This is a genomic window from Streptomyces asoensis (genome assembly GCF_016860545.1).
GTDB lineage: Bacteria > Actinomycetota > Actinomycetes > Streptomycetales > Streptomycetaceae > Streptomyces > Streptomyces asoensis.
The window spans coordinates 2,372,721-2,397,980 of the sequence record NZ_BNEB01000005.1; the positions used below are offsets into that span (position 1 = coordinate 2,372,721).

23 protein-coding genes and 2 pseudogenes are annotated in these 25,260 nt (G+C 71.6%); 5 read left to right on the forward strand and 20 right to left on the reverse strand.

What is annotated here, in order from left to right; genetic code table 11:
• The 5 genes from Saso_RS33065 to Saso_RS33085 are packed head-to-tail and all read right to left on the reverse strand — an operon-like array spanning position 1 to position 5,699.
• Positions 1 to 801, reverse strand: a complete 801-nt coding sequence (locus Saso_RS33065) for an ABC transporter permease (RefSeq protein WP_189926512.1) — start codon at positions 799 to 801, stop codon at positions 1 to 3.
• The gene (locus Saso_RS33070) at positions 801 to 1,730 is read right to left on the reverse strand and encodes an ABC transporter permease (RefSeq protein WP_189926514.1); all 930 of its coding nucleotides are present in this window, start codon (positions 1,728 to 1,730) and stop codon (positions 801 to 803) included. The genes Saso_RS33065 and Saso_RS33070 overlap by 1 nt, the downstream gene beginning before the upstream one ends.
• On the reverse strand, positions 1,730 to 2,875 hold the full coding sequence (locus tag Saso_RS33075) for an ABC transporter ATP-binding protein (protein ID WP_372442526.1): 1,146 nt from the start codon (positions 2,873 to 2,875) through the stop codon (positions 1,730 to 1,732). The genes Saso_RS33070 and Saso_RS33075 overlap by 1 nt, the downstream gene beginning before the upstream one ends.
• A 5-nt stretch (positions 2,876 to 2,880) precedes the next feature.
• Positions 2,881 to 4,128 (reverse strand): ABC transporter substrate-binding protein, encoded by a 1,248-nt coding sequence (locus Saso_RS33080; protein WP_189926518.1) that lies wholly within the window; start codon positions 4,126 to 4,128, stop codon positions 2,881 to 2,883.
• A gap of 56 nt (positions 4,129 to 4,184) precedes the next feature.
• Complete coding sequence (locus Saso_RS33085; protein ID WP_189926520.1) at positions 4,185 to 5,699, reverse strand: gamma-aminobutyraldehyde dehydrogenase; 1,515 nt, start codon at positions 5,697 to 5,699, stop codon at positions 4,185 to 4,187.
• 222 nt (positions 5,700 to 5,921) lie between these two features.
• Here Saso_RS33085 and Saso_RS33090 point away from each other — a divergent pair, with 222 nt between their 5' ends.
• Positions 5,922 to 6,482 (forward strand): NADAR family protein, encoded by a 561-nt coding sequence (locus Saso_RS33090; protein ID WP_189926522.1) that lies wholly within the window; start codon positions 5,922 to 5,924, stop codon positions 6,480 to 6,482.
• 139 nt (positions 6,483 to 6,621) lie between these two features.
• Here Saso_RS33090 and Saso_RS38845 read toward each other — a convergent pair whose 3' ends face one another.
• A complete protein-coding gene (locus tag Saso_RS38845; RefSeq protein ID WP_268253250.1) occupies positions 6,622 to 7,470 on the reverse strand; it encodes a DUF4190 domain-containing protein in 849 nt (282 codons plus the stop codon).
• A 255-nt stretch (positions 7,471 to 7,725) separates the two neighbouring features.
• Here Saso_RS38845 and Saso_RS33100 point away from each other — a divergent pair.
• From Saso_RS33100 to Saso_RS33110, 3 genes and pseudogenes are all read left to right on the forward strand, one after another.
• Positions 7,726 to 8,936 (forward strand): annotated as a pseudogene (locus Saso_RS33100) (adenosine deaminase); the annotation flags it as partial.
• A 26-nt stretch (positions 8,937 to 8,962) separates the two neighbouring features.
• A complete protein-coding gene (locus Saso_RS33105) occupies positions 8,963 to 9,706 on the forward strand; it encodes a glycerophosphodiester phosphodiesterase (RefSeq protein ID WP_189926524.1) in 744 nt (247 codons plus the stop codon).
• Between the two features lie 256 nt (positions 9,707 to 9,962).
• A complete protein-coding gene (locus Saso_RS33110) occupies positions 9,963 to 11,114 on the forward strand; it encodes a serine hydrolase domain-containing protein (protein ID WP_189926526.1) in 1,152 nt (383 codons plus the stop codon).
• A gap of 85 nt (positions 11,115 to 11,199) precedes the next feature.
• Here Saso_RS33110 and Saso_RS33115 read toward each other — a convergent pair whose 3' ends face one another.
• The 13 genes from Saso_RS33115 to dnaK all read right to left on the reverse strand — a co-directional run bounded on the left by Saso_RS33115 (position 11,200) and on the right by dnaK (position 22,902).
• A complete protein-coding gene (locus tag Saso_RS33115) occupies positions 11,200 to 11,742 on the reverse strand; it encodes a hypothetical protein (RefSeq protein ID WP_189926871.1) in 543 nt (180 codons plus the stop codon).
• Complete coding sequence (locus Saso_RS33120; RefSeq protein WP_189926528.1) at positions 11,726 to 12,226, reverse strand: RNA polymerase sigma factor; 501 nt, start codon at positions 12,224 to 12,226, stop codon at positions 11,726 to 11,728. Before Saso_RS33120 ends, Saso_RS33115 begins: the two co-directional genes overlap by 17 nt.
• Positions 12,223 to 12,858, reverse strand: coding sequence for a class F sortase (locus Saso_RS33125; RefSeq protein WP_189926530.1), 636 nt, complete (start codon positions 12,856 to 12,858; stop codon positions 12,223 to 12,225). Before Saso_RS33125 ends, Saso_RS33120 begins: the two co-directional genes overlap by 4 nt.
• Positions 12,855 to 13,232: a Tat pathway signal sequence domain protein gene (locus Saso_RS33130; protein ID WP_189926532.1), complete on the reverse strand. Its 378-nt coding sequence runs from the start codon at positions 13,230 to 13,232 to the stop codon at positions 12,855 to 12,857. The genes Saso_RS33125 and Saso_RS33130 overlap by 4 nt, the downstream gene beginning before the upstream one ends.
• Before the next feature lie 246 nt (positions 13,233 to 13,478).
• Entirely contained in the window at positions 13,479 to 13,649 is a 171-nt protein-coding gene (locus tag Saso_RS33135) for a hypothetical protein (protein WP_189926534.1), read from the reverse strand.
• Between the two features lie 214 nt (positions 13,650 to 13,863).
• Complete coding sequence (locus Saso_RS33140; RefSeq protein ID WP_189926536.1) at positions 13,864 to 15,678, reverse strand: FAD-dependent oxidoreductase; 1,815 nt, start codon at positions 15,676 to 15,678, stop codon at positions 13,864 to 13,866.
• Complete coding sequence (locus Saso_RS33145) at positions 15,678 to 15,941, reverse strand: UBP-type zinc finger domain-containing protein (protein ID WP_067378125.1); 264 nt, start codon at positions 15,939 to 15,941, stop codon at positions 15,678 to 15,680. The genes Saso_RS33140 and Saso_RS33145 overlap by 1 nt, the downstream gene beginning before the upstream one ends.
• A 5-nt stretch (positions 15,942 to 15,946) precedes the next feature.
• Positions 15,947 to 16,393 carry a thioredoxin gene (gene trxA, locus Saso_RS33150; protein ID WP_189926538.1) on the reverse strand — a complete coding sequence of 149 codons (447 nt, stop codon included), beginning with the start codon at positions 16,391 to 16,393 and terminating at the stop codon, positions 15,947 to 15,949.
• Positions 16,390 to 19,029 (reverse strand): ATP-dependent chaperone ClpB, encoded by a 2,640-nt coding sequence (gene clpB, locus Saso_RS33155; RefSeq protein WP_189926540.1) that lies wholly within the window; start codon positions 19,027 to 19,029, stop codon positions 16,390 to 16,392. Before clpB ends, trxA begins: the two co-directional genes overlap by 4 nt.
• Positions 19,020 to 19,427 carry a chaperone modulator CbpM gene (locus Saso_RS33160; protein WP_189926542.1) on the reverse strand — a complete coding sequence of 136 codons (408 nt, stop codon included), beginning with the start codon at positions 19,425 to 19,427 and terminating at the stop codon, positions 19,020 to 19,022. Before Saso_RS33160 ends, clpB begins: the two co-directional genes overlap by 10 nt.
• On the reverse strand, positions 19,427 to 20,377 hold the full coding sequence (locus Saso_RS33165) for a DnaJ C-terminal domain-containing protein (protein WP_189926544.1): 951 nt from the start codon (positions 20,375 to 20,377) through the stop codon (positions 19,427 to 19,429). The genes Saso_RS33160 and Saso_RS33165 overlap by 1 nt, the downstream gene beginning before the upstream one ends.
• Before the next feature lie 6 nt (positions 20,378 to 20,383).
• Complete coding sequence (locus tag Saso_RS33170; RefSeq protein ID WP_057604185.1) at positions 20,384 to 20,992, reverse strand: nucleotide exchange factor GrpE; 609 nt, start codon at positions 20,990 to 20,992, stop codon at positions 20,384 to 20,386.
• An 8-nt stretch (positions 20,993 to 21,000) separates the two neighbouring features.
• On the reverse strand, positions 21,001 to 22,902 hold the full coding sequence (dnaK, locus tag Saso_RS33175) for a molecular chaperone DnaK (RefSeq protein ID WP_189926546.1): 1,902 nt from the start codon (positions 22,900 to 22,902) through the stop codon (positions 21,001 to 21,003).
• A gap of 289 nt (positions 22,903 to 23,191) precedes the next feature.
• Here dnaK and Saso_RS33180 point away from each other — a divergent pair, with 289 nt between their 5' ends.
• Positions 23,192 to 24,970 carry a PucR family transcriptional regulator gene (locus Saso_RS33180; RefSeq protein ID WP_189926548.1) on the forward strand — a complete coding sequence of 593 codons (1,779 nt, stop codon included), beginning with the start codon at positions 23,192 to 23,194 and terminating at the stop codon, positions 24,968 to 24,970.
• Between the two features lie 151 nt (positions 24,971 to 25,121).
• Here the strand turns inward: Saso_RS33180 and Saso_RS39265 are convergent.
• Positions 25,122 to 25,226: pseudogene (locus Saso_RS39265) on the reverse strand (IS982 family transposase); the annotation flags it as partial.
• Between the last annotated feature and the right edge of the window lie 34 nt (positions 25,227 to 25,260).

Below are 25,260 nucleotides of genomic sequence, written 5' to 3' on the forward strand. Positions count from 1 at the left end.
TTACGCCTTTTGCCTGTTGCGGCGGTTTCCGATGACCATCGAGGTCAGGACGAGGAGTACGGCGATCAGGAACATGGCCGTACCGATGACGTTGATCTGGACGGGTGTTCCGCGCTGCGCCGAACCCCAGACGAACATGGGGAAGGTGACGGTCGAGCCCGCGTTGAAGTTGGTGATGATGAAGTCGTCGAAGGAAAGCGCGAAGGCGAGCAGCGCGCCCGCCGCGATGCCCGGCGCGGCGATGGGCAGGGTGACGCGCAGGAACGTCTGGGCCGGGCCGGCGTAGAGGTCCTGGGCGGCCTGTTCGAGGCGCGGGTCCATGGACATCACGCGGGCCTTCACCGCCGTCACGACGAAGCTGAGGCAGAACATGATGTGCGCGATGAGGATGGTCCAGAACCCGAGCTGTGCGCCGAGGTTGAGGAACAGGGTGAGCAGCGAGGCGGCCATGACGACCTCGGGCATCGCCATGGGCAGGAAGATCAGCGAGTTGACGGCGCCCCGCGCGCGGAAGCGGTAGCGCACGAGCGCGAAGGCGATCATCGTGCCGAGGGCGGTCGCCCCGAGGGTCGCCCAGACGGCGATCTGGAGGCTGAGGGACAGCGAGCCGCACAGGCCGGAGACCCCGCAGGGATCCTTCCAGGCGTCGGTGGAGAACTGCTGCCACTCGTAGTTGAAGCGCCCCTTCGGCTTGTTGAAGGAGAACACCGTGACGACGACGTTCGGCAGCAGGAGATAGGCGAGCGTGAGAAGCCCCGCGATGACCACGAAATGGCGCTTGAGCCAGTTGACGAGAGGCATCAGACCAGATCCTCCGTCCCGGACCTACGGATGTAGAAGGTGACCATGAGCAGGATCGCGGCCATCAGGATGAAGGAGAGGGCCGCCGCCGTCGGATAGTCGAGCACCCGCAGGAACTGCGTCTGGATCACGTTTCCGATCATGCGGGTGTCCGTCGAGCCGAGGAGTTCGGCGTTGACGTAGTCGCCGGCCGCCGGGATGAAGGTCAGCAGCGTCCCGGAGACGACGCCGGGCATCGACAGCGGGAAGGTGACCTTGCGGAAGGTGGTGACCGGTCGCGCGTACAGGTCGCCGGCGGCCTCGTGCAGCCGTCCGTCGATGCGTTCGAGCGAGGTGTAGAGCGGCAGGATCATGAACGGCAGGAAGTTGTACGTCAGGCCGCAGACCACCGCGAGCGGGGTGGCCAGCACCCGGTCGCCCGCGGTCCAGCCGAGCCAGCTGGTGACGTCGAGGACGTGCAGCGTGTTCAGGGCGCCGACGACCGGACCGCCGTCCGCGAGGATCGTCTTCCAGGCGAGGGTGCGGATCAGGAAGCTGGTGAAGAACGGCGCGATCACCAGGATCATGATCAGGTTCCGCCAGCGGCCGGCCCGGAAGGCGATCAGATACGCCAGCGGGTAGCCGAGCACCAGGCACAGGATCGTGGCGGCGGCCGCGTACAGGACCGAGCGCAGGAACTGCGGCCAGTACTCGCTCAGCGCGTCCCAGTAGGTCGCCAGGTGCCAGGTGACCTTGTAGCCCTCCTCCAGTGAGCCCGTCTGCACGGACGTGGAGGCCTGGTAGATCATGGGCAGCGCGAAGAAGACGAACAGCCAGAGCAGACCGGGCAGCAGGAGCAGGTACGGCGTCCAGCGCCCGCGTCTGCGGGGCGGCTTGCCGGTGGGGGCCGTCGGGGAGAGGGGCGGGGGCGCCTCGGTGAGCGTCGCCATCACAGCGCCGCCTCTTCCTGGATGCCGGCGTCGATGTCCTGGGCCGCGTCGAGGCCGAAGGTGTGGGCCGGGCTCCAGTGCAGGACGACCTCGGCGCCGGGGGTGAGCCGGCCGTCGCGGTCGATGTTCTGGGCGTAGACCTCGAACTCGGGGCAGACCGCGCTGTCGATGACGTACTGGGTGGAGACGCCGATGAAGGAGGAATGGGCGATCTTCCCGGTGATGCGGTTGCGGCCCTCGGGGATCTCGCCCGCGTCGTCGGCGTGGGTGAGGGAGATCTTCTCCGGACGGACGCCGACCAGCACCTTGCCGCCGGCGGTCGTCGGCGCCGAGCAGCGCGACTCGGGCAGCACGAGCTTGCCGCCGCCCGCGCGCAGCACGATGTCGTCGCCGTTCTTGGTGTCGACCTCGGCCTCGATGAGGTTGGAGGTGCCGAGGAAGTTGGCCACGAACGTGGTGTGCGGGTTCTCGTAGAGGTCGGCCGGGGAGCCGAGCTGCTCGACGCGGCCCGCGTTCATCACGGCGACCGTGTCGGCCATCGTCATGGCCTCCTCCTGGTCGTGCGTGACGTGCACGAAGGTGATGCCGACCTCGGTCTGGATGCGCTTGAGCTCCAGCTGCATCTGGCGGCGCAGCTTGAGGTCGAGGGCGCCGAGGGGCTCGTCGAGCAGGAGCACCTTGGGGTGGTTGATCAGGGCGCGGGCGACCGCGACGCGCTGCTGCTGGCCGCCGGAGAGCTGGTGCGGCTTCTTGCGGGCCTGCTCGCCGAGCTGTACGAGCTCCAGCATGTCCTCGACCTGCTTCTTCACGCTCTTGATGCCGCGCCGGCGCAGGCCGAAGGCGACGTTCTCGAAGATGTCGAGGTGCGGGAAGAGGGCGTAGGACTGGAAGACGGTGTTCACCGGGCGTTTGTAGGGCGGGAGTACCGTCACGTCCTGGTCGCCGAGGTGGACGGTCCCGGAGGAAGGTTCCTCCAGGCCGGCGATCATGCGCAGGGTGGTGGTCTTGCCGCAGCCGGACGCGCCGAGCAGGGCGAAGAAGGAGCCCTGCGGGACGGTCAGGTCCAGCGGGTGCACGGCCGTGAAGGAACCGTAGGTCTTGCTGATGCCGGAGAGGCGGACGTCGCCGCTGCTGTCCGTTGTCATGGTCGTCACGCCCCTGTGAGCTTCGCGAACTTCTGCTGGTAGGCCGTCTCTTCCTTCGAGCTCAGGGAGCGGAAGGCGTGGGACTTGGCCTGCATGGCCTTGTCGGGAAGGATCAGCGGATTGTCCGCCGCCGACTTGTCGATCTTGGCAAGGTACGGCTTCACGTCCGCGACCGGACTCACGTAGTTGATGTACGCGGCGAGCTGCGCGGCCGGCTCGGGCTCGTAGTAGTAGTCGATCAGGCGCTCGGCGTTCGTCTTGTGGCGCGCCTTGTTGGGGATCAGCATGTTGTCGGTCGACGTCATGTAGCCGCTGTCCGGGATGACGTAGGAGACGTCCGGGTTGTCGGCCTGGAGCTGCACGATGTCACCGGCCCAGGCGACACAGGCCGCCAGGTCGCCCTTGCTGAGGTCGGACGTGTAGTCGTTGCCGGTGAAGCGGCGGATCTGACCCTTGTCGACCGCCTTCTGGAGGCGGGCGATGACGGCGTCGTAGTCGTCGTCGGTGAACTTCGCCGGGTCCTTGCCCATGTCGAGCATGGTCATGCCGACGGTGTCGCGCATCTCGGTCAGCAGTCCGACCCGGCCCTTGAGCGCCGGGTTGTCGAGCAGGTCGGAGACCGACTTCACCTCGACGCCGTCCAGCGCCTTCTTGTTGAACGCGACGACCGTCGAAATGCCCTGCCAGGGGTAGGAGTAGGCGCGTCCGGGGTCCCAGTCGGGGCTGCGGAACTGGTCCGACAGGTTGGCGAAGGCGTGCGGCAGGTGGGAGGCGTCCAGCTTCTGCACGTAGCCGAGCCGGATCATGCGGGCGGCCAGCCAGTCGGTGACGACGATGAGGTCGCGGCCGGTGTCCTGGCCCGCGGCGAGCTGCGGCTGGATCTTGCCGAAGAACTCGTCGTTGTCGTTGATGTCCTCGGTGTACTTGACCGTGATGCCGGTCCGGCGGCGGAACGCGTCCAGCGTGGGATGGTTCTTCCCGCTGTCGTCCACGTCGATGTACTCGGGCCAGTTGGAGAAGTTGACGACCTTCTCCTTCGCCGAGTGGTCGTCCGCGGAGACGCCGCCCTGGGACTTGCCTGCCGCGGGGATCCCGCAGGCACTGAGCGCCCCGAGGCCGCCCAGTGCGAGGGCGCCCCCTGTGGAGGCGCGCAGCAGCGACCGGCGGGTCATGGCCGCCCTGCCGTTGCGAACGCTGCGCCGCATGGCGGCCACTTGGGCCGGGCTCAGGCGGTCGGGCTCGTACTGCTCCATGCGCGTGGTGCCCTTTCGGGAGGGTCGGCCGTGGTCGGCGGCCGGTCGTCGTCGCTCTAACAGTCCCCGAAGATGGTGCGGTGCCAGGGCTTGCGGGCCACCGCGGTGTTATCGAACATAACGTGCTTTACCTGTGTGTACTCCTCGAACGAATACGCTGACATGTCCTTGCCGAAGCCGGACGCCTTGTATCCGCCGTGGGGCATCTCGCTGATGATCGGGATGTGGTCGTTGATCCACACGCACCCGGCCTTGATCTCGCGTGTCGCCCGGTTCGCCCGGAAGACGTCCCGGCTCCACGCCGAGGCGGCGAGCCCGTACGGGGTGTCGTTGGCGAGCGCGATGCCCTCGTCGTCACCGTCGAAGGGCAGCACCACCAGGACCGGACCGAAGATCTCGGACTGCACGACCTCGCTGTCCTGGGCCGCGTCCGCGATCAGGGTGGGGCGATAGTACGCGCCGGCCTTGAGATCTCCCTGTGGGGCCTCGCCGCCGGTCACCACGCGCGCGTAGGCACGCGCCCGGTCGACGAAGGCGGCGACCCGGTCGCGCTGGAGGTGCGAGACCAGCGGCCCGAGATCGGTTCCGGGGGCGAAGGGATCGCCGAGCCGGACGGTCTCCATCAGGGCGGCCGTCCGCTCGACGAACGCCTCGTAGAGGGGCCGCTGCACGTACGCGCGCGTGGCGGCCGTGCAGTCCTGCCCGGTGTTGATGAGCGCCCCCGCGACCGCGCCGTTGGCCGCGGCCTCCAGGTCGGCGTCGTCGAAGACGACGAAGGGTGCCTTGCCGCCCAGTTCGAGGTGGAGGCGCTTGACGGTCGCGACCGCGACCTCGGCGACCCGCTTGCCCACGGCCGTGGACCCGGTGAACGAGGTCATGGCGACGTCGGGATGTCCCACGAGCCGCTCGCCGGCCTCCTTCCCGGTCCCGGTGACGATGTTGATCACGCCGTCGGGGATCCCGGCCTCCGTCGCCGCCCGGGCGAAGAGGAGCGAGGTGAGCGGGGTCAGTTCGGCAGGCTTGAGCACGATGGTGTTGCCCGCCGCGATCGCCGGGAGGATCTTCCAGGCCGCCATCTGGAGCGGGTAGTTCCAGGGGGCGATGGAGCCCACGACGCCGATGGGTTCGCGGCGGACGTAGGAGGTGTGGTCGCCGGAGTACTCACCGGCGGACTGGCCCGCGAGGTGGCGGGCCGCGCCGGCGAAGAACGCGGTGTTGTCGATCGTCCCCGGCACGTCGAACTCGCGGGTCAGCTTCAGCGGCTTGCCGCACTGGAGGGACTCGGCGCGGGCGAGGTCCTCGGCCCGGTCGGCGAGGACCGCCGCGAACCGGTGCAGGGCGTCGGAGCGCTCGCCCGGCGTGGTGCCCGCCCAGCCGGGGAAGGCCGCGCGGGCGGCGGCGACGGCCGCGTCGACGTCGTCGGCGCCGGCCAGCTCGTAGGTGTACACCTCCTCGCCGGTCGCCGGGTCGACCACGGAGTGGGTCCGGCCGGACGTGCCGCGGGTGAGACGGCCTCCGATGTACTGGGCGCCGGCCGCGAATCGTTCCTGCGCGGGGAACCGGTCCTGCATGTCGCTCTCCTCCGCCTTCGCCCCGCTGTGTGCGGCGGCGGGTGACGTAGCTCCAGCCTGATTTGATTGCCGATCCTGACAGAGCCGGGGCACTCCAACAAGTGATTCCGTTGTTGCCTTTTGGTTACGCGACGGAATCTGTCGACTGGGGGTCGACCAGGTGTCGAGTCGGAGCGGGAAAGGCGGGACGCAGTGTCAGTGGTGCGTGCCAGACTCGCGTGCATGGAGAGGATCGACTGCCGGGAGGCGCTGGTCAGGCAGGCCCGGGCGGGGGCGAGGATCAAGTATCTGCACTTCTGGGGACACCGGCCGCTGCCCGGCGGACGGCTGGGCCCGAGCTGTCTGAGCCAGTGGTGGCCGTCACCGTTCGTGATCGACGGGGTGTCCTACGCGACCGCCGAGCACTGGATGATGGCCGGGAAGGCCCGCCTATTCGAAGACGCGGAAGCGGAGGAGCGCGCCCTGGCCGCCCGCTCCCCCGCACAGGCGAAGAAGGAGGGGCGCCTGGTGCGCGGCTTCGACGAGGAGGTCTGGCGCCGCGAGCGGTTCGGGCTCGTGGTCGAGGGCAGCGTCCACAAGTTCGCCTCGTCCCCCGCGCTGCGGTCGTTCCTGCTGGGCACGGGCACGCGCGTACTGGTCGAGGCCAGCCCCGTGGACCGCGTCTGGGGCATCGGTCTGACGGCGGACGAGGAGGCGGCGCGGGACCCGCAGCGGTGGCGAGGCGACAACCTCCTCGGCTTCGCCCTCATGGAGGCCCGCGCACACCTGCGCACCCTGTCCTGACCGAGGCCGCCCCACGCCTTGCCCCGGGCTACGCCCCTGGGGCGAACGACGAGGAGCGGCGACCCCGGCCCCGGCCCGACGTGAGCGGCTCCGGCCTCCACGCCCCCGGCCGGGCGGGTATCGGGCGGCTCGGGGGGCGTCAGGTCTGGACGATCAGGAGGACGCCCAGGGCCACCGCCAGCGCGGCTCCTACCGCTCCGCAGATGATCCCGGCCAGTGCCTGTCCCGCGTTGGAGGCCTCGCCGCGGCGGGCCTTCGCCCGTCCGATCGAACCGAACACGACGCCGAGGACGCCCAGGATCGCGGCCAGCGGCCACAGGCAGAAGAGGACCGCCGAGGCGATGCCCAGCACCATCCCGGCGACACCCATCCCATTGCTGGGCCCCGCCCCGCCGGGCCAGCCGTAGGGGCCGGGGTAGCCGTACGCACCGGGATAGCCTCCGGGGTACCCGCCCGGGTATCCGTAGGGGACCTGCCCGGGGCCGTGGGGTGCGATGGGCGGCGGAGGGACCGTGGCACCCGGCGCGGGCGGCGCGAAGGGGTTGGGGGGCGGGCCACCGGCCGCCGCCGTACCCGGGTGCGGCGGCGGGAAGGAGCCGAGCGCCCCACCGCCGGGCGGGCTCGCGAACGGGGCGGCCCAGGCCTGGGGGTGGCCGTGCCCCGGCGGCGGCGTCACCCCGGGCATCGCGGTGACCGTCCGCTGGTCGTGCACCGCGGGCGGCGCCTGACCGGGAGAACCGTACGCCGGCGTCAGCGGTTCGTCACCGGCGACGGTGTGACCGGGACCGCTCCCCGCGCCGTCCGCGGGCGCGGCCCACGGGTCCGCCTCGGCCGGAGGGGCGGCGGCACCGGCGCCTTCGTTCGCGGCGCGTTTGTCCAACGGCACCTTGGGGGTCGCGTCCCGCGGTCCGTCCGGGCCGCCGGAAGGGGGCGCGGACCACGGGTCGCGGGCGGCGTCACCGGCCGGGGTCGGCGCGTCGTCGGACATGCGTGGTGGTCCCCTCTGTCGCCTCCGCCCGGCGTTCCGTCGGGCGCCCCTCGTCGCGTTCCGTCGTCCGTACGCCGTTCCACCCTGCGCACGTCCCGTCATGCTACGACCCGCCACCGACACGACGGACGCCGGGCCGCGGCCGCCCGGCGACGACCGGCAGCCCGCAGACCGTCCTCGGGCAGTCCGCGGACCACCCGCGAACCCCCCAGGACCACCCGCGGCCAAGAGGCGCGGACGGGTTTCGACGGGTGCGCCTACGATGATCCCGACCCATCGATCAGCCGATCACCCGCGTCCCGTCAGGCCGGCCAGGCCGGGGGCGCCGTCCCGGGGAGGACCCCATGACCGACCGCCTCGACGCAGCCTCTGCCGCCGCAGGCTCCCCCGCCACCGGTGTGCCCGCCGGCCCCACCGCGGCCGCCGCGGGCGGCTCCCGCGAGCTGCACGCCTTCATCGCCGGGCTGCCCAAGGCCGAACTGCACGTCCACCACGTCGGCTCCGCGTCCCCCCGTATCGTCTCCGAACTGGCCGCCCGGCACCCCGACTCCAAGGTGCCCACCGACCCCGAGGCCCTGGCCGACTACTTCACGTTCACGGATTTCGCCCACTTCATCGACGTGTACCTCTCCGTCGTGGACCTCATCCGCACCCCCGAGGACGTCCGGCTGCTGACCTACGAGGTCGCCCGGGACCTGGCCCGCCAGCAGGTGCGGTACGCCGAGCTGACGATCACCCCGTTCTCCTCGACCCGGCGGGGCATCGACGAGCGTGCCTTCATGGACGCCATCGAGGACGCCCGCAAGGCGGCCGAGGCGGAGTTCGGGACCCTGCTGCGCTGGTGCTTCGACATCCCCGGCGAGGCGGGACTGGAGGCCGCCGAGGAGACGACCCGGCTCGCCACCGACGACCGGATCCGCCCGGAGGGTCTGGTCTCCTTCGGGCTCGGCGGGCCCGAGATCGGCGTGCCGCGTCCGCAGTTCAAGCCGTACTTCGACCGGGCCATCGCCGCCGGGCTGCGCTCGGTGCCGCACGCGGGCGAGACCACCGGCCCGCAGACGGTGTGGGACGCGCTGACGCATCTGCGCGCCGAGCGGATCGGCCACGGCACGAGCTCCGCGCAGGACGAGAAGCTGCTCGCCCACCTCGCCGAGCACCGCATCGCCCTGGAGGTGTGCCCGACGTCCAACATCGCGACGCGCGCGGTCCGCACCCTCGACGAGCACCCGCTCAAGGAGTTCGTGAAGGCCGGCGTGCTGGTCACGATCAACTCCGACGACCCGCCCATGTTCGGCACCGACCTCGACACCGAGTACGCGGTCGCCGCCCGTCTCCTCGACCTGGACGAGCGGGGTCTCGCCCGCCTCGCGGCCGACGCGGTCGACGCCTCGTTCCTGGACGGCGCCGGGAAGTCCCGTATCAAGGACGAGATCGACACGTACACGGCGGGCTGGCCGGCCCCCTGAGGACCGGCGCCCGCCACAATGGGCCCATGCAGAACGTGACTGCCGTGGCCCATCGCGGCGACCCCTACCGCTTCCGCGAGAACACGATCGACTCGCTGCGTTCCGCGCTCGCCCTGGGCGCGGACGCCGTCGAGACCGACGTACGGCTCACCCGTGACGGCGTGCCCGTCCTGCTGCACGACGAGACGCTGAAGCGGCTGTGGGAGCAGGACCGGCCGCTGCGGACGCTGTCCGCCGCCGAGGTCCGCGGGCTGACGGCCGGCGCCGTGCCGACGCTGGAGGAGGCGCTCGCGGCGACCGGCGACAGCCGTCTGATGCTCGACCTGCCGGGGACCCGGGACGTGCGCACGGCGCGGCGGATCGTCGACGTCGTGCGCGGGGCCGGCGCGGCGGACCGGGTCTACTACACCGCCGACGCCGTCGCCATGCTCGCCGTGCGGGCCGCCGACCCGTCCGCCGAGATCGCCCTGACCCGCACCAGCCTGGCTCCGCCGCGGCCCGCCCTGCTCGAGGCGGTGAAGCCCCGCTGGCTCAACTACCGCTTCTCCCTGGTGAACCGGGAGCTGGCCGCCCGCGTGCACCGCGGCGGCCACCTGCTCTCCGTCTGGACCCCGGACACCCGCCGCTCCATGCGCCGGCTCCTCGACCTGGGCGTGGACTCGATCACCACCAACCGGATCGAGGTGCTCACGGCCCTGCGCGAGCGCGACCGACCGGACACGGGACACGGACACCGGACGGACCGTCAGCTCGACGGGCCGACGGGCTGACGGGCCGGCAGACCGCGGCACGCCTCTGACCGGCGGGCGGCACCGGCACATCCGGCCGACCGGCCGCGCACCCGTAAGGGGCGACCCGGACAACTTCCGCCGCCCGTAAGGAAGTTGCTCAGGGTCGCACCAGGGTCGGGCACCCTCCTCGGTGACGATCCGCAACCGCCGCGCCCCGTCGGAAGATCATGGCGACAGCCCGGCGAGCCTGCTGCCCCGCCGCTCTCCCCGCCCGCCCTCACTTCCCGGAGTCCGTATGCCCACGCGCCGCCGTACCGTCCTGCTCGCCGCCTCCCTGGTGACCGTCCTCGCCGCCGGCCCGCTGGCCGCGCCCGCCTTCGCGGCGCCCGACCGGAGTGCGGCCCGGCAGGTGGACGCGCTCGACACCGAGGCGCTGAGCGCAGCGCTCGGCGGGCTCCCGGACGCCGACGCGACCGCCGCCCTCGTCCGGGTCGGCGGCGCCGACGGCACCTGGCGCGGCAGCGCGGGCGTGCACGACCTGCCGAGCGGCACCGCGGCCGATCCCCGGGCCCGGTTCAGGGCGGGTTCGACGACGAAGGTGGTGACGGCCGCGGCCGTCCTGCGGCTGGCGGCCGAGCACCGGATCGACCTGGACACCCCGGTCCAGCACTATCTTCCCGGCGTGTTCGGCAGGCAGTACCGGCCGATCGCCGTACGGCAGTTGCTGAACCACACGAGCGGGATCCCGGCGGGCGACGGCCTCGGCGACTCCTTCGAGGAGGTGTACGCGCACCGGTTCGACACGCTGACCCCGCAGCGGGTGGTGGCCTCGGCGGCGGCGAAGGAGCCCGAGTTCCGCCCGGGCGAGCGACAGCACTACCTGAACATCAACTACACGGTTCTGGGGCTGCTGATCGAGAAGGTGACCGGCCGGCCGTACGCGTCCGAGGCCGGCCGTCTGGTCCTCGCACCCGCCGGGATGCGCGACACCTCCTTCCCCGGTACCGACCCGCGCATCCTCGGCCCGCACAACCGCGGCTACCAGGCGGTGAAGGAGGCCGACGGGACGACCCGGTTCGTCGACGTCACCGAATGGAACCAGGCGGACCGGTTCGCGGCCGGCGACATGATCTCCACGACCGCCGACCTGGAGCGTCTGCTCACCTCCCTGTTCAGGGGCCGGATCGTGCCGGAGCCGCAGCTGCGGGAGATGTTCACGCTCCCGGCCGGCATCGAGGGCGCCACCTACAGCGCGGGACTTCAGCGCTTCGCGTACGCGGGCGAGGTCTACTGGCTCAAGTCCGGCGGCCGGTACGGCTACAACGCGCTGATCGCCGGCACCCGGGACCTCGGCCGCACCCTGGTGTACTCGGTCAACTCTACGGACGCGAAGGGCGAGGGCATGAACCCGGTGGCACAGCGCATCGCCATGGCCGCGCTCGGCTAGCCGGCGGCCCCCAGCCGCCCGGCCCCCGGGGAGCGTCCGGCGCCCGGGGAGCATCCGGCGCCCGCCCCGGCTCTTGGAGCCGGCCTCACCGGCGGGCGGTCGACGCGGACGGCACGTCCGAGGGTGCGGCGGACGGCGTGGGCGGCGCGGTCGCGGTCGTGCTCCGTTCCCCTCCCGAGGAGGGCTCGGACCGAGGCGAGCGTCCGCGGCCGGTGTCGGGGGCGGTGCTGTCCCCGGCGGCGGCCGAGGCCCGCTGGTCCGCGGCCGGGGACCGGGATCCCTCCACGGGATCCCCGGTGGCGGGCACGGGCGAGGGCGACGAGGACGGGGGCAGGGTGGACGGGGTGCCGGTCGCCGGCGGCGGCGCGAGCGGCACCGTCGGGCGGGCGGGTCCGTCCGCCGCGGTCAGGTGCAGCGGCAGCAGGACGGCGAGCGCGGCGACCGCGCAGGCCGCGCCGGCCCCGGCCGCGGTGCGCACCAGACGGCGGCGGGCGGCGCCGCGGCGGATCTCCTCGTAGCGGCCGGGCGGCGGTCCGAGGTGACCGGGGGCGGGCCGCAGGATCACGGTGAGGGGGTCGTCGGGGTCGGACGCCGGACCGTCGTCGAAGTCGTCAGCGGGTGTGATCAAGGCTCCTCCTCAGGTGGGCGCGGAGCAGTTCGCGGGCCGCGTGCAGGTCGGCCTTGACGGTTCCTTCCTTGCGCCCGGTCAGTACGGCCACCTCCCGGATCGGCATGTCAGCGTAGTAGTGCAGCAGGATCGGCACGCGCAGCCGGTCGGGCAGGGACTGCACCAGCAGCCGCACCGAGGGGTCGGCGGGCTCGGCGGACGGGGCGACCGCGGCCTCGGCGGTGACCCGGCGCAGGGCGCGGCGCTCGCGTTCGAGTCTGCGCCAGTGGTCGCGGACCAGGTTGGCGGCGGTGACGTAGAGGAACCCCTGCGGTTCCGCGACGGCGGTCCAGCGGGCCCAGAGCCGGGTGAACGCCTCCGAGGCGATCTCGTGCGCCGTCCCGTCGTCGTCCACGAGACGCCGGCACCAGCCGGCGAGGCGCGGGTAGAGGGCGGCGAACAGTTCGGACGCCGCCCTCTCACGGGACCGACCGGGCCGTTTCAACGTTCTCCCGCGGAGGTCAGAGCGGCGAAGACGATCACGTTGTCGCGGTATCCGTCGCCGGTGCGGGGGCCGCCGCACGTGATGAGACGCAGTTCGGGCCGGTCCACGTTCCCGTAGACCCGTTCCGTCGGGAACTGCGCCTTGCGGACGGCCGTCACCTCGGTGACGGTGAAGTCGGCCGTGGTGCCGTTCTCCAGACGCGCCCCGACCCGGTCGCCCCGGCGCAGCCGGTCGAGGTGCCGGAAGACGCCGTCCCCGTACGCGCCGACCGTGACGTGGCCGAGGATCACCGACGGCCCGGTCCGGCCCGGCGTCGGGGAGTTCACGTACCACCCGGCCCGGTCGTGCCGCTCGATCGGAGGCACCTGCACGCTCCCGTCGGCGGCCAGACCCAGCCGCATGACGGAGGCGTCGACCCCGATGGCCGGGATCAGCAGCCGGACCGGCACCGAGCGGGCGAGGGGACGCGCGGCCCCGGCCGAGGGGGCGGAGGCCCCCGGGGAACCCCCCGCCGGGCGCGCGCCGGCCCCGGTACCGGTGGCCTCGGGGCCGGCCGGGTCGGCGGCGCAGCCGGCGAGCAGCGGCGCCGCGAGGGCCGAGAGGATCAGGGCGCGTCTGGAGAGCGGGCTCATGCGCCGGTCGCCCTCCGGCGCCGTACGACGCAGAAGCCCGTGCCGGCCGCCGCGACCATCGCGGCCGCGCCGCCCCCGATCAGACCGCCGTGGCTGTCGGAGGGCTCCGCCACCCCGGTGTCGGCGGCGCCTCGCGGGACGACGCCGACCTGGCTCGGCGCGGTGGCCGGTTCGGCGGCGTCCCGGGGAGGGGCGGGAGCCGGGGTCGCGTCGCTGCCCGCCTCGGCCGGGGCCGGGGTCGTGCTCCGCTGCCCGCCGGTGCTGGGGACGGGGGTGGGCGTCCGGTCGTCGGCCGACGCGGGCGCCGTACCGATCAGCAGGGCGGTGCCCGCAACCATGAGGGCGGCAAGGCCCGTTCGCGTCTTGACTCGCATGAATCGCTCTCTTTCGTCGGTCCGTTGACGGGATCGGGCGAAGAGACGAGACAGCCGGGGCACAGGTTGCAAAGAGATGGCAAAGTAAGTGTGACCAGGATCGGTAGTTGACACTAGGCCACGTTCGCAACCTGTGCTGATGCCAACTGGCTTCAGCAACCGGAGGCCCGGAATCAGAGAGATAGTTGGCACTTTGGTACAGCGCAGGTCACAAGGGGTGCCGCCGCACTTGGGCATCCAATCCAACTAGGGCCCTCCGCTGTGACGAGGGCGGCACGCTCCGACTCCTGGCCCATGCCGCACCTTGATCATCATCTCGCGGATGAGGTCGAGGACGTCCTGATCGGCTTCCCGGTGGAGCTTGATGCGGGTGATGTCATCGATCACACGCGCCTTCGTGGCGTGCTCGACGATCACGGTCTTGACAGTGCGAACCAGGGGTTACGGAAGGACACGCGATTGCAGGCCGGCCAGAGAGCATCGCCGACGCGTGAGCCCCGAACGCAGCCTGCCGTCTCGGCCCCGGGCATGTAGCGTCCCAGCCTCCCGTGGGGTCTCCGGCGGCCTCTCGCGCCCGCATGGAGTAGTCCAGCAGGCCGCCACCGCGGTGACGCCGGACAGGCGCCATTCGTCATGCGAGCCATGCGGACTCCTTGTGACGTACGCGTGGGGAGACGTCCGAGTGGCCCGCGACAGCTGACGTGCCCGTGGTGCCGGGTGCGGCCGAGTGCCCCAGGTGCCGGTGCACGAAGTGGATGGCCATCGCGCCCTCGCCGGCCGCCGAGGCCACCCGCTTCACCGAGCCGCTGCGGACGTCCCCCACCGCGAAGACCCCGGGCAGGCTGGTCTCCAGGGTCATGCACGGGCGCCCGCGGCCGTGCCACACCTCGGGGTGGGCGCAGGCTTCCTGGGCCTCCGGGCCGGTGAGGACGAAGCCGCGGGAGTCGAGGGCGATGATGCCGGCGAGCCACTCGGTGTGGGGGTCGGCGCCGGTGAAGACGAACAGGCCCCCTACCGCGAGTCGGCGGTGCCCGCCCGTGCGGTTGTCGACCACGTCGAGCTCCTCCAGCACCTCCTGGCCGATGACCTCGGTGACCTCGGTGTGCAGCATGACCTCCACCCGCGGATGGCGTTCGACCTGGTCGACCAGGTAGCGGGACATGTTGGCCTCAAGGCTGGGTCCTCGGACCAGCAGGCACACCTTCGGCGCGTACCCGGCGAGGAACAGCACCGCCTGGCCCGCCGAGTTGCCTCCGCCGACGACGGCCACCGGGTCGGTGCGGCACTGCTGGGCCTCGTAGACGGTCGCCGAGTAATGGACGCTCGTTCCCTCAAGGCGTTCGATGCCGGGCACCTGGAGCCGGCGATAGCGGGCGCCCGTGGCCAGGACGACGGCGCGGGCGGCGATCTCGCTGCCGTCGGCGAACGCCACCACGTAGTGGTCCTCGTCCTTGGGATGGAGACCGGTCGCCTCCACCGGAATGCTGATCCTGGCGCCGAACTTGCCGGCCTGGAGCACGGCGCGTTCGGTGAGTTCGGCGCCGGAGATGCCGGCGGGGAAGCCGAGCAGGTTCTCGATGCGGGACGACGTGCCGGCCTGGCCACCGGCGGCCATCGCCTCCACCACGGTGGTGCTCAGGCCCTCGGAGGCGGCGTACACCGCGGCAGCGAGGCCGGCGGGTCCGGAGCCGACGATGAGGACGTCGCCGTGTCGGTTTCCGGCGGGCAGTGAGGGCAGGCCGATGAGCCGGGCCAGGTCCGCGTTGCTGGGGTTGCGCAACAGGGTGGTGTCCCGCCAGATGACGAGCGGTGTCTCCTCCGGGCCGACGCCGAAGCGGCGCAGCAGGTCCTCGGCCTCCTCGTCGGTCTCCAGGTCGATCCAGCGGTGCGGCAGCCGGTTGCGGATGGCGAACTCGCGCAGCCGCCTGGTGTCGGGCGAGTAGCGCGAGCCGATGATGCGGAAGCCAGCGCCCTGTCCGACGAGCAGCGCGCGACGGCCCAGACAGGCGCGCAGCACGACGTCCCCGATGGTGGGGTCCTGGGACACCAGGTGGCGCAACTGGTCCAGGGAGACGACGAGGACCTCGCCCGGCTCCCTGGCGACAGCGGTGTAGAAGGCCACCTGCCCGTGCAGCAGCCCGAGTTCGCCGATGAAGCGGCCGGGGCCGTGCACGCGCAGCACGTGCTCCTCGGGAGTGCCGTAGTCCTCGACGACGGCGACGGTACCGCTGAGGACGACGAAGAACGTCTCGCAGCGCTCCCCCTCCTGGATCAGCACGTCGTTGGGAGCCATGCTCCGGCGTTGCCCGTGCTCCGCCAGACGTGCTGTCTGGTCCTCCGTAAGGCGCGGATACGCGCCGCAGGTGTCCGGGGTCTCCTGGAAGCCGGTCTCGTCCGCTTCCTCCGGCACCGGTTCTCCGCCCGGCAGCGGCTGGTCGCCGGACATCAGACGAACGCCTCGTGGACGTAGCACCAGCGCCATTCCTCGCCGGGCTGGAACGACTGCACGATCGGATGTGCGTCCGCAGCTGCGTGCCTACGCGCGTGCTTGTTCGGCGAGGAGTCGCAGCAGCCGACGTGCCCGCAGGTCAGGCAGAGCCTCAGGTGGACCCACGGGGAGCCGAGCAGCAGACACTCCTGACAGCCCTCTGGGGTCAGCGGCTGGACCGGCCGAACGAGCGCGAGGTGGGGGTCTGCGTGCAGGGTCATCCGGATCACCCTTCCCGGGTCGTGATCGACTGTTCCACCCACTGGCGCAGAGCGGGGGCGGGCGCCGCCCCCGCCTGCCTGGCGACCGTCTCGCCCCGGTCGAGCACGAGCAGTGTCGGTACCGCCTGGACGTCGAAACGCCGCGACAGCCGCGGGTTCTTGTCGACGTCGACTTTGACGAGTTTGATGCGGCCGGCGAGATCGGTGGCGACCTTCTCCAGCGCGGGGCTCACCATGCGGCAGGGGCCGCACCATGTGGCCCACAGGTCGACCACGACGGGGACGTCGGCCCTCTCGGCGACCTCGGTGAAGTCGTCGTCGCCCGCGTCCACCATCCACGGCAGGGGCTGCTTGCAGTGGCCGCACCTGGGGCGGCCCTCCGCGGCCACGGGCACCCGGTTGGTGCGCCCGCAGTTCGGACAACTGACGGTCGTCGCCTGCATCGTGCTCATGCCGCCCGCGCTCCCTTCAGGTCCTCGGGCCGGTCGTAGGTGACCACCAGCTCTCCGTGTTCGGCGTCGACGCGGACCGTCGCGCCGTCCTGGACGTCGCCGCGCAGCAGGGCGCGTCCGACCAGCGTCTCGACCTCGTGGGAGATGTAGCGGCGCAGCGGCCGGGCCCCGTACACCGGGTCGTAGCCCTCGTGGGCGATCACTTCCCGGGCAGCGGGGGTGAGTTCGACGGTGATGCGGCGTTCGGCGAGCCGCTGCCGCAGTTCGTCGAACTGCAGCTCCACGATCCGCTCGATCTGCCGCTCGCCGAGCGGCTTGAACAGCACGATGTCGTCGACGCGGTTGAGGAACTCCGGGCGGAAGTGCCCGCGCAGCTCGCCCATCACCAGGGCGCGGGCATCGGGCTTGATCTCACCTTCGGCGGTGGCGCCGTCGAGGAGGTGCTCGGAGCCGATGTTGGACGTCATGATGATCACGGTGTTGCGGAAGTCGACGGTGCGGCCCTGCGCATCGGTGATGCGACCGTCGTCGAGGATCTGCAGCAGGGTGTTGAAGACATCGGTGTGCGCCTTCTCGATCTCGTCGAACAGCACGACCGAGTACGGCTTGCGGCGTACGGCCTCGGTGAGCTGGCCGCCTTCCTCGTAGCCGACGTATCCGGGCGGCGCGCCCATGAGCCGGCTGACGGTGTGCCGCTCCTGGTACTCGCTCATGTCGAGGCGGACCATGTTCTCCTCGGAGTCGAACAGAGTCCGGGCGACGGTCTTGGCCAGCTCGGTCTTCCCGACGCCGGTGGGGCCGAGGAAGATGAACGAACCGATGGGGCGTCGAGGGTCGCGGATGCCGGAGCGGGCGCGGATGATGGCGTCGGTGACGAGTTTGACGGCTTCGTCCTGGCCGATGACGCGCTCGCGCAGGATCTCGTCGAGACGCAGCAGTTTCTCGCGCTCGCCCTCCTGGAGGCGGGCGACGGGGATGCCGGTCCAGGCGGCGACGATCTCGGCGATCTCCTCCTCGGTGACGACCTCGCGCAGCAGCCGGTTCTGCCCTTGTTTGGAGACCAGTTGCTCCTCCTCCGCGGCGAGTCGGCGCTCCAGGTCCTGGAGTCGGCCGTAGCGGAGTTCGGCGGCGCGGTTGAGGTCGTAGGCGCGTTCGGCCTCCTCCGCATCGTGGCGGACCTGCTCCAGTTCCTGGCGCAGTTCCTGCACGCGGCGGATCGCCTGCCGTTCGGCCTCCCACTGGGCGCGTTTGGCGTCGGCCTCACCGCGCAGGTCGGCCAGTTCCCTGCGCAGCTCCCCCAGACGGGCCTTGCTGGCGGGATCGGTCTCCTTGGACAGGGCCGCGTCCTCGATCTCCAGGCGGGTCACCCGGCGGGTGATCTCGTCTAGTTCGGCGGGCATGGAGTCGATCTCCGTACGCAGCCGGGCACAGGCCTCGTCGACGAGGTCGATGGCCTTGTCGGGCAGGAAACGGTCGGTGATGTAGCGGTGGGACAGCGTCGCCGCCGCGACCAGCGAGGTGTCCTGGATCTTCACGCCGTGGAAGACTTCCAGGCGTTCGCGCAGTCCGCGCAGGATGGAGATGGTGTCCTCCACGCTCGGCTCGTCGACCAGGACCTGCTGGAAGCGGCGCTCGAGGGCGGCGTCCTTCTCGATGTGCTTGCGGTACTCGTCGAGGGTGGTGGCGCCGATCATGTGGAGTTCGCCGCGGGCGAGCATCGGCTTGAGCATGTTGCCCGCGTCCATGGCCCCTTCGGCGGCGCCTGCTCCGACGACCGTGTGCAACTCGTCGACGAAGAGCAGGATCCGGCCCTCGGCGGCCTTGACCTCGCTGAGCACGGCCTTGAGGCGTTCCTCGAACTCGCCGCGGTACTTGGCGCCGGCGACCAGGGAGCCCATGTCGAGGGCGAACACCGTCTTGTCGCGCAGGCCCTCGGGGACGTCGCCGCGAACGATGCGCTGGGCAAGGCCCTCGACGATGGCGGTCTTGCCGACGCCGGGGTCGCCGATGAGGACGGGGTTGTTCTTGGTCTTGCGGCTGAGGATCTGGGTGACACGGCGGATCTCCGCGTCCCGGCCGATGACCGGGTCCAACCGCCCGGACCGAGCCTCGAGGACCAGGTCCCGGCCGTACTTCTCCAGAGCCTCGTAGGCCACTTCGGGGTTGGCGGAGGTGACACGCTGGTTGCCGCGGACCCGGGTGAGCGCGCTCAGGAACGAGTCCCTGGTGATGCCGGCCTGTTTGAGCAGTCGCCCGGCGGCGGTCGAAGAGCTCTCCTCGGCCAGCGCGAGCAGGAGGTGCTCCACGGACACGTACTCGTCCTTGAGGCGTTTGGCCTCCCGTTCGGCGGCGTCGAGCAGGCGGGAGAGGCGCTGGGTGACGAAGACCTGGCCGGGTGCCGCGCCGGGGCCCGTGACCTTCGGGCGGCGGGAGAGTTCCTCGCCCACGGCAGCGCGCAGTTCCTGCGGATCGGTGCCGGCCTGTTGCAGCAACCGCGGGATCAGACCGTCCTCCTGGTCGAGAAGTGCGAGCAGCAGGTGTTCCCCGTCGACCTCGGTGTGCCCCATGCCGACGGCCGCGGTCTGTGCCTCCTGGAGGGCTTCCTGGGACTTCTGGGTGAGACGGTTCATGTCCATGGGGGTGTGTCACTCCTCGTGCCGCGGCCGCGCAGGGCGGCTTCGAGCAGGCTGATGCGGTCGAGCAGGTCGAGCACCAGGCCGATGGATGCGTAGTTGAGGCAGAGTCCGGTGCGCAGCCGCTGGATGCGGGCGAGGACCGCAGGGGCCGTGGGGTCGAACACCAGGCGCCCCGCGGCGTCGCGTTCGGCGTCGACCAGGCCGAGGGCGACGAACCTGCGGATCAGATCGGGGTGGAGGCCCGAGCGAAGGGCCACGGCGGCCAGGGAGAGCCTGGGGACGGGCACGAGCGCGTACCGGACAGCCGTCGAGGCGGTGAGGTCCGCGCCCGTCCGCACCGGACGGGCGCCCACGCCGGCCCGGCCGATGCCTGCCGCTCCCGCGGGTCGGTCGTTCATCACGTCCTCCTGGGGTCGAACGGGGAAGTGGCGGCGAGCTCCTCGAACAGTTCGCGCTCCCGGTCGCCGAGCTTGGGCGGCACCATGACGCGGAGTTCGGCGTACAGGTCGCCGTTCGCGCCCCGCGGGTTCGGCATGCCCTCGCCGCGCAGCCGCAGCCGCCGGCCGCTGGACGAGCCCGCGGGCACCGTGACCTTGGCCGTGCCACCGCCGGGTGTGGGCACCGGCACGGTCGCGCCCAGGGCCGCCTCCCAGGGGGTGACCGGGACCTGGACGTGCACGTCACGGCCGTCCAGCCGGAACCGCGGGTGGGGCTGGACGCGCACCCGCAGGTACAGGTCGCCCGCGGCGGCGTCACCACTGCCCCGGCCACCCTCACCCGCCAGCCGGATGCGCTGCCCGTCGGTGACGCCCGGCGGCACGTCGACCTCGTACCGCCGCGGCTGCCCGGTGGGACCGGCGAGCGTGACGGTTCGACGGCCGCCTCGGTACGCCTCCTCGACGGTGAGCGGCAGTTCGGCCTCCTGGTCCGCTCCGGGGACCCCGCCGCGCGCGGCTCCGGCTCCGAACATGGAGCCGAGCAGGTCCTCGATGTCGATGCCCTCCGCGCCGAGGTCGTCGCCGAAGCCGGTGGCGTACCGGACACGGGGACCGCCACCGCCTGCGGTCCTCCGACCGCGGAAGCCTCCGCCCGCTCCCGCCGCGACCCGTTCGTCGAAGTCCTCCGGGATCTTGCGGAAATCCTCGCCGAAGCGGTCGTAGCGGGCTCGGGTCTTGGGATCGGACAGGACGCTGTACGCCTCGTTGAGGTCCTTGAAGCGCTCTTCCGCCCCGGGGTCCTTGTTGACGTCGGGGTGATGCCTGCGGGCGAGTTTGCGATATGCCTGCTGGATCTCGTCCTGGCTCGCGGTCGGCGACACGCCCAACACCTCGTAGAAGTCCCGTGCCATGGCGGGTCACTCCCGCTTCGCGACGGTCACGGCGGCGGGCCTGAGCTGTCGTTCGCCGTCCCCGTACCCGGGGCGCAGCACCTGGACGACCGTGCCCGGTGGGGCGTCGGGGTCCTGGACGACACCGACCACCTCGTGCAGGGCCGGGTCGAAGGCCACGCCGGTCTCCGCATGCCGCGGGTAGCCGAGCAGTTCGAGGACGTTCACCGCCTGGTCGCGTACGGCCCGGACGCCCTCCACGATCGCGCCCGGATCGGCGCCCGCGTGGGTCAGGGCGAGTTCGAGGTTGTCGAGGACGGGCAGGAAGGCGGCCGCCGTGCGGGACCGCTCGACCGCCCGTTCGCGCTCCAGTTCCCTGGCGTGACGCTTGCGAAGGTTGTCGAGGTCGGCGAGTGCGCGCCGCCAGCGGTCCTCCAGTTCCTGGATCGCGGTCGTGTACTCGTCCTCGGCACGCGCGGGGCCTGCGGCGTCGGGTCCCGGTTCGCCGTTCCCCGCTTCGGACCGGGGCGGGCCCGGTTGGGGCAGATCCTCTCGCGGAGGGCGTCCGGCGCCTTCGGGGACCGGTACGACCGGATCCGACGCGGGCCGGTCGGGTTCCTGGGGGTGGGTGGGCATGGCGCGCCTCAGCCCTTGTCGAACTCGGCGTCGATGACATCATCGTCATCGCCACCGCCACTCGTGGGACCGCCGGCGGCGGCGTCCTGGCCGGGACCCTTGCCCGTGGCGCCCGCGCCCTGATGGGCCGTCAGCCCCGCGAGTACCTGCTGGAGTTCGGAGGTCAGGGGCCGCACGCGCTCCACGCCCGCCTCTTCCTTGACAGCCGCCCGGGCGTCGGACACGAGCATCTCGGCGCGTGCCTTCTCGTGCGCGGGCGCTGCGTCGCCCAGTTCGGTGAGACGCTTCTCGACCTGGTACGCGACGGCGTCGAGTTCGTTGCGGGCGTCGACGGCCTCGCGGAGTGCCTGGTCCTGGCCCCGGTTGCTCTCGGCCTCCTGGACCATGCGTTCGACCTCACTGCGGTCCAGGTTGGAGCTCTCGCTGATGGTGATGCCCTGTTCCTTGCCGGTGTCCCGGTCGCGGGCCTTGACGTTGAGGATGCCGTTGGCGTCGATGTCGAAGATGACCTCGATCTGTGCTTCGCCCCGCGGCGCCGGCCGGATGTCGGTGAGCTGGAACCGGCCCAGCACCCGGTTGTCGGCGGCCCGCTCGCGCTCGCCCTGGAGGACCACCACATCGACGGCCGGCTGGTTGTCCTCGGCGGTGGAGAAGGTCTCGCTGCGGCGCACCGGGATGGTGGTGTTCCGCTCGATGATCTTCGTCATCACTCCGCCGCGCGTCTCCACGCCCAGCGACAATGGTGTGACGTCGAGCAGCAGGACATCCTTGACCTCGCCCTTGAGTACCCCGGCCTGGATCGCGGCGCCCAGGGCCACGACCTCGTCGGGGTTGACGCTCATGTTGGGGTCCTTGCCGCCGGTCAGCCGGCGGACCAGGGTCTGGACAGCGGGGATGCGGGTGGAACCGCCGACGAGGATGACCTCGTCGATGTCGCTGTCGCCGACCTTGGCGTCGGCCATCGCCTGCTGCACCGGTCCGAGGCAGCGCTCCACCAGGTCGCCGGTGATCTGCTCGAACGTGGACCGCATGATCGAGTCGGTGAGGTGCTTGGGGCCCGAGGCGTCGGCGGTGATGAACGGCAGGCTGACCTGTGTCTGCGTCACCGAACTGAGCTCAGTCTTGGCCTTCTCCGCCGCCTCGAACAGTCGTTGCAGCGCCTGCGGGTCCTTGCGCAGGTCGATGCCGTTCTCCTTCTGGAAGTCGTCGGCGAGGTGATCCACCAGACGCCGGTCGAAGTCGTCACCCCCCAGGTGGCTGTCACCGGCGGTGGAGCGCACCTCCACCACGCCGTCGCCGACGTCGAGGATGCTCACGTCGAAGGTGCCGCCGCCCAGGTCGAAGACGAGGACGGTCTCGTGCTCCTTCTTGTCCATGCCGTACGCGAGAGCGGCCGCCGTCGGCTCGTTGATGATCCGCAGCACCTCCAGTCCGGCGATCCGTCCGGCGTCCTTGGTGGCGGTGCGCTGAGCGTCGTTGAAGTAGGCGGGCACCGTGATGACCGCCTCCGTGACCCGCTCCCCCAACTGCTTGGAGGCGTCGTCGGCGAGTTTGCGCAGCACCTGTGCGCTGATCTCCTCAGGCGCGTACAGCTTGTCGCGCACCTTGAAGCGGGCGGCCCCGCCGTCGCCCTCGACGACGTCGTACGCCACCGCCCTGGCCTCCTCGGAGATCTCGTCGAAGTGCCGGCCGATGAACCGCTTGGCCGAGTAGATGGTGCCCTTGGGGTTGAGAATGGCCTGGCGGCGGGCCAGCTGGCCCACCAGACGTTCCCCGGTGTCGGTGAAGGCCACCACGGACGGTGTCGTGCGGTTGCCCTCGCTGTTGGGCACGACGGACGGCTCGCCGCCCTCCCACACGGCGATCACCGAGTTGGTGGTGCCCAGGTCGATGCCCACTGCCTTGGCCATGGGGAACTCCTCCCGGTACGGCGCCTGCGCCGACCTTGCGGATCACGTTCGTTCAGGTAGAAGAGGGACCTCCGCCGGTTTCCCGACGATGCGCACGGAGGATCCCGAACACTCCCCAGGGTGACGAGCCGGACGGCTCCACGCCTGCGCCTGGCGGGCCAGGAATGCACGGGCCCGGTCGCCCCACGAGGACGAGAGAAAGATTCCGGACATCTCGGGTAGGCCGGCCGGGAGCGGGTACGCGATAGCACTCTCCTTCCTGAAGACTCGGGGAGAACGGAGTGATCCCATGGCCGACAGTCGGACGCACAGCCTGTACCACCGCCGCTCCGACTGGGAGGGCAGCCTTCCGCGGGACAGCGCCGGCGGGCGCCTCACAGGCGCGCGGAGATTCCCCCGCCCACCCGCTCCGACCCCGGCCGATCACCTCCGCGCGCTGATGGCGCTCTCCCGCGCCCTGTCCGACGCCCCGGACGAAGACGAGATCCTGCGACTGGCCATGGACCACATAGCCGCCGCGGGGCCGTACCGCGCCGAGGCCGGATACCTGAAGGTGGGCGGCGACCTGGTCCCCAGTCCGAGGAACGGGCGGGCGCACGCCTCGGCCGTGGGCCGCAGGGTGCGGGATCTGGCCGGGCGGGACGGTCCCGTGACCGTACCCGGCAGGTCGTGGGGCCGGGCTCTGGGGCTGCGCGGCCTCGAGGGACTCCACGGCTACCTCGTGGTGACGTCCCGCTCCCGGCCGTCCGAGGCCGATCGGTCCCTGCTCGCCACGATCGTCCGGCACACCGCTGCCGCCTTGTCACTCGCCTTCGCACACCACCGCCAACGCGAGGACGCGTTGGAGCTGCACCGGCTGAGGGACGAACGCACGACCCTCCAGCGGCAGCTGATCTCCGTCGTGGCGGAGCTGGGGTACGAGCGGGCCGTGCACTCGCTCATGGCCGACGTCGCAGCCTCGAGCGACGGCGAGGAGGCGATCACCCGCGCACTGCACAGGCTCACCGGACTCCCCGCGCTGGTCGAGGACCGCTTCGGCCGGCTGAGGTCCTGGACCGGCCCCAGCCGCCCCGACCCCTATCCCGAGCCGGACCCCGTGCGCCAGGACGCAATGCTGCACGCCGTCGCCCGTCAGGCCGGGCCGGTGCGGGTGAAGGACCGGCTGATCGCCCTGGTCCGCCCGCACGGCGAGATCCTGGGCGTACTGGCCGTGGTCGATGCCCGGGACGAGGCCGACGGGCACACCGTGCTCGCGCTGGAACACGCCGCCGCGTCGCTCGCCCCGGAGCTGACGCACCTGCGCGACCTGGCCGAAGTGGAACTCAGGCTGCACCGCGAGCTGGTCGACGACCTCCTGGCGGGAACGGACGAGGCGAGCGCGTACGCCCGGTCCGAGGCGGTCGGATACGACCTGCACCGCAGCCACTACGTCGTCGTGGTGCAGTGGCCGAACCGGACCGCGGACGATTCCTTCGCGCAGACCGTGGGACGGGCGGCTTCTGCCGTGGGCATGCGCTCGCTGCTGACCCGACGTTCCGACCACGTGGTCCTGGTCGCCGACGACAGGCCGCACGCCCGGGCGTTGTACGAGGCGCTCGCCCGGGAGACCGGGACACGGTCCGGGACGATCGGGGTGAGCGCCCCCTGCGACTCCCTGGACGACATCCCCCACCGCTACCAGGAGGCGCAGCGTGCCGTGGAGGTGCGCCGTCACTCCCGCGAGCGCTACGGCACGACGTTCTTCGACGAGATGGGCCTCTACCGCATCCTGGGACCCGGCAACGACTACCGGGAACTGGAGACGTTCGTCCAGGAGTGGCTCGGGCAGCTCATCGACTACGACTCCCGGCACCGCACGGCCATGGTGAAGACCCTGTCCCGGTACTTCGACTGCGGCGGCAACTACGACGAGACCGCGGAATCCCTCGCGATCCACCGCAGCACGCTGCGCTACCGGCTCCAGCGCATCCGCGACATCAGCGGCAACGACCTCGCGAACGTCGAGGACCGGCTGAACCTCCAGGTGGCGACCCGAGTGTGGAAGGTCGTGCTGGGCGGGCCGGGCTGATGCCTGGCTGGAACTTGTGTGCGGGTGGCATCAGCAGCAGTAGTGGGGCGGGGTGCCCTGCCAACAGCGCTGCGGTGGCGTGGGCCGGGCGGAGGAGGAGCATCTGCCGGCCCTGCGCATGCCGGGACCGCCGGCGGCGATCCGGTCGAGCGTCGCTGTGCGAGAACGCGGTGGCCATCGCGAGGATTCGTTCCATGACGCGGGCGACGACACGGCCGGGCGTGCGTCCTCGGGGCCGTTCGAGATCAACTGTCCCTCCCTCGGCAAAAAGCGCTTCACCATCCGACGGT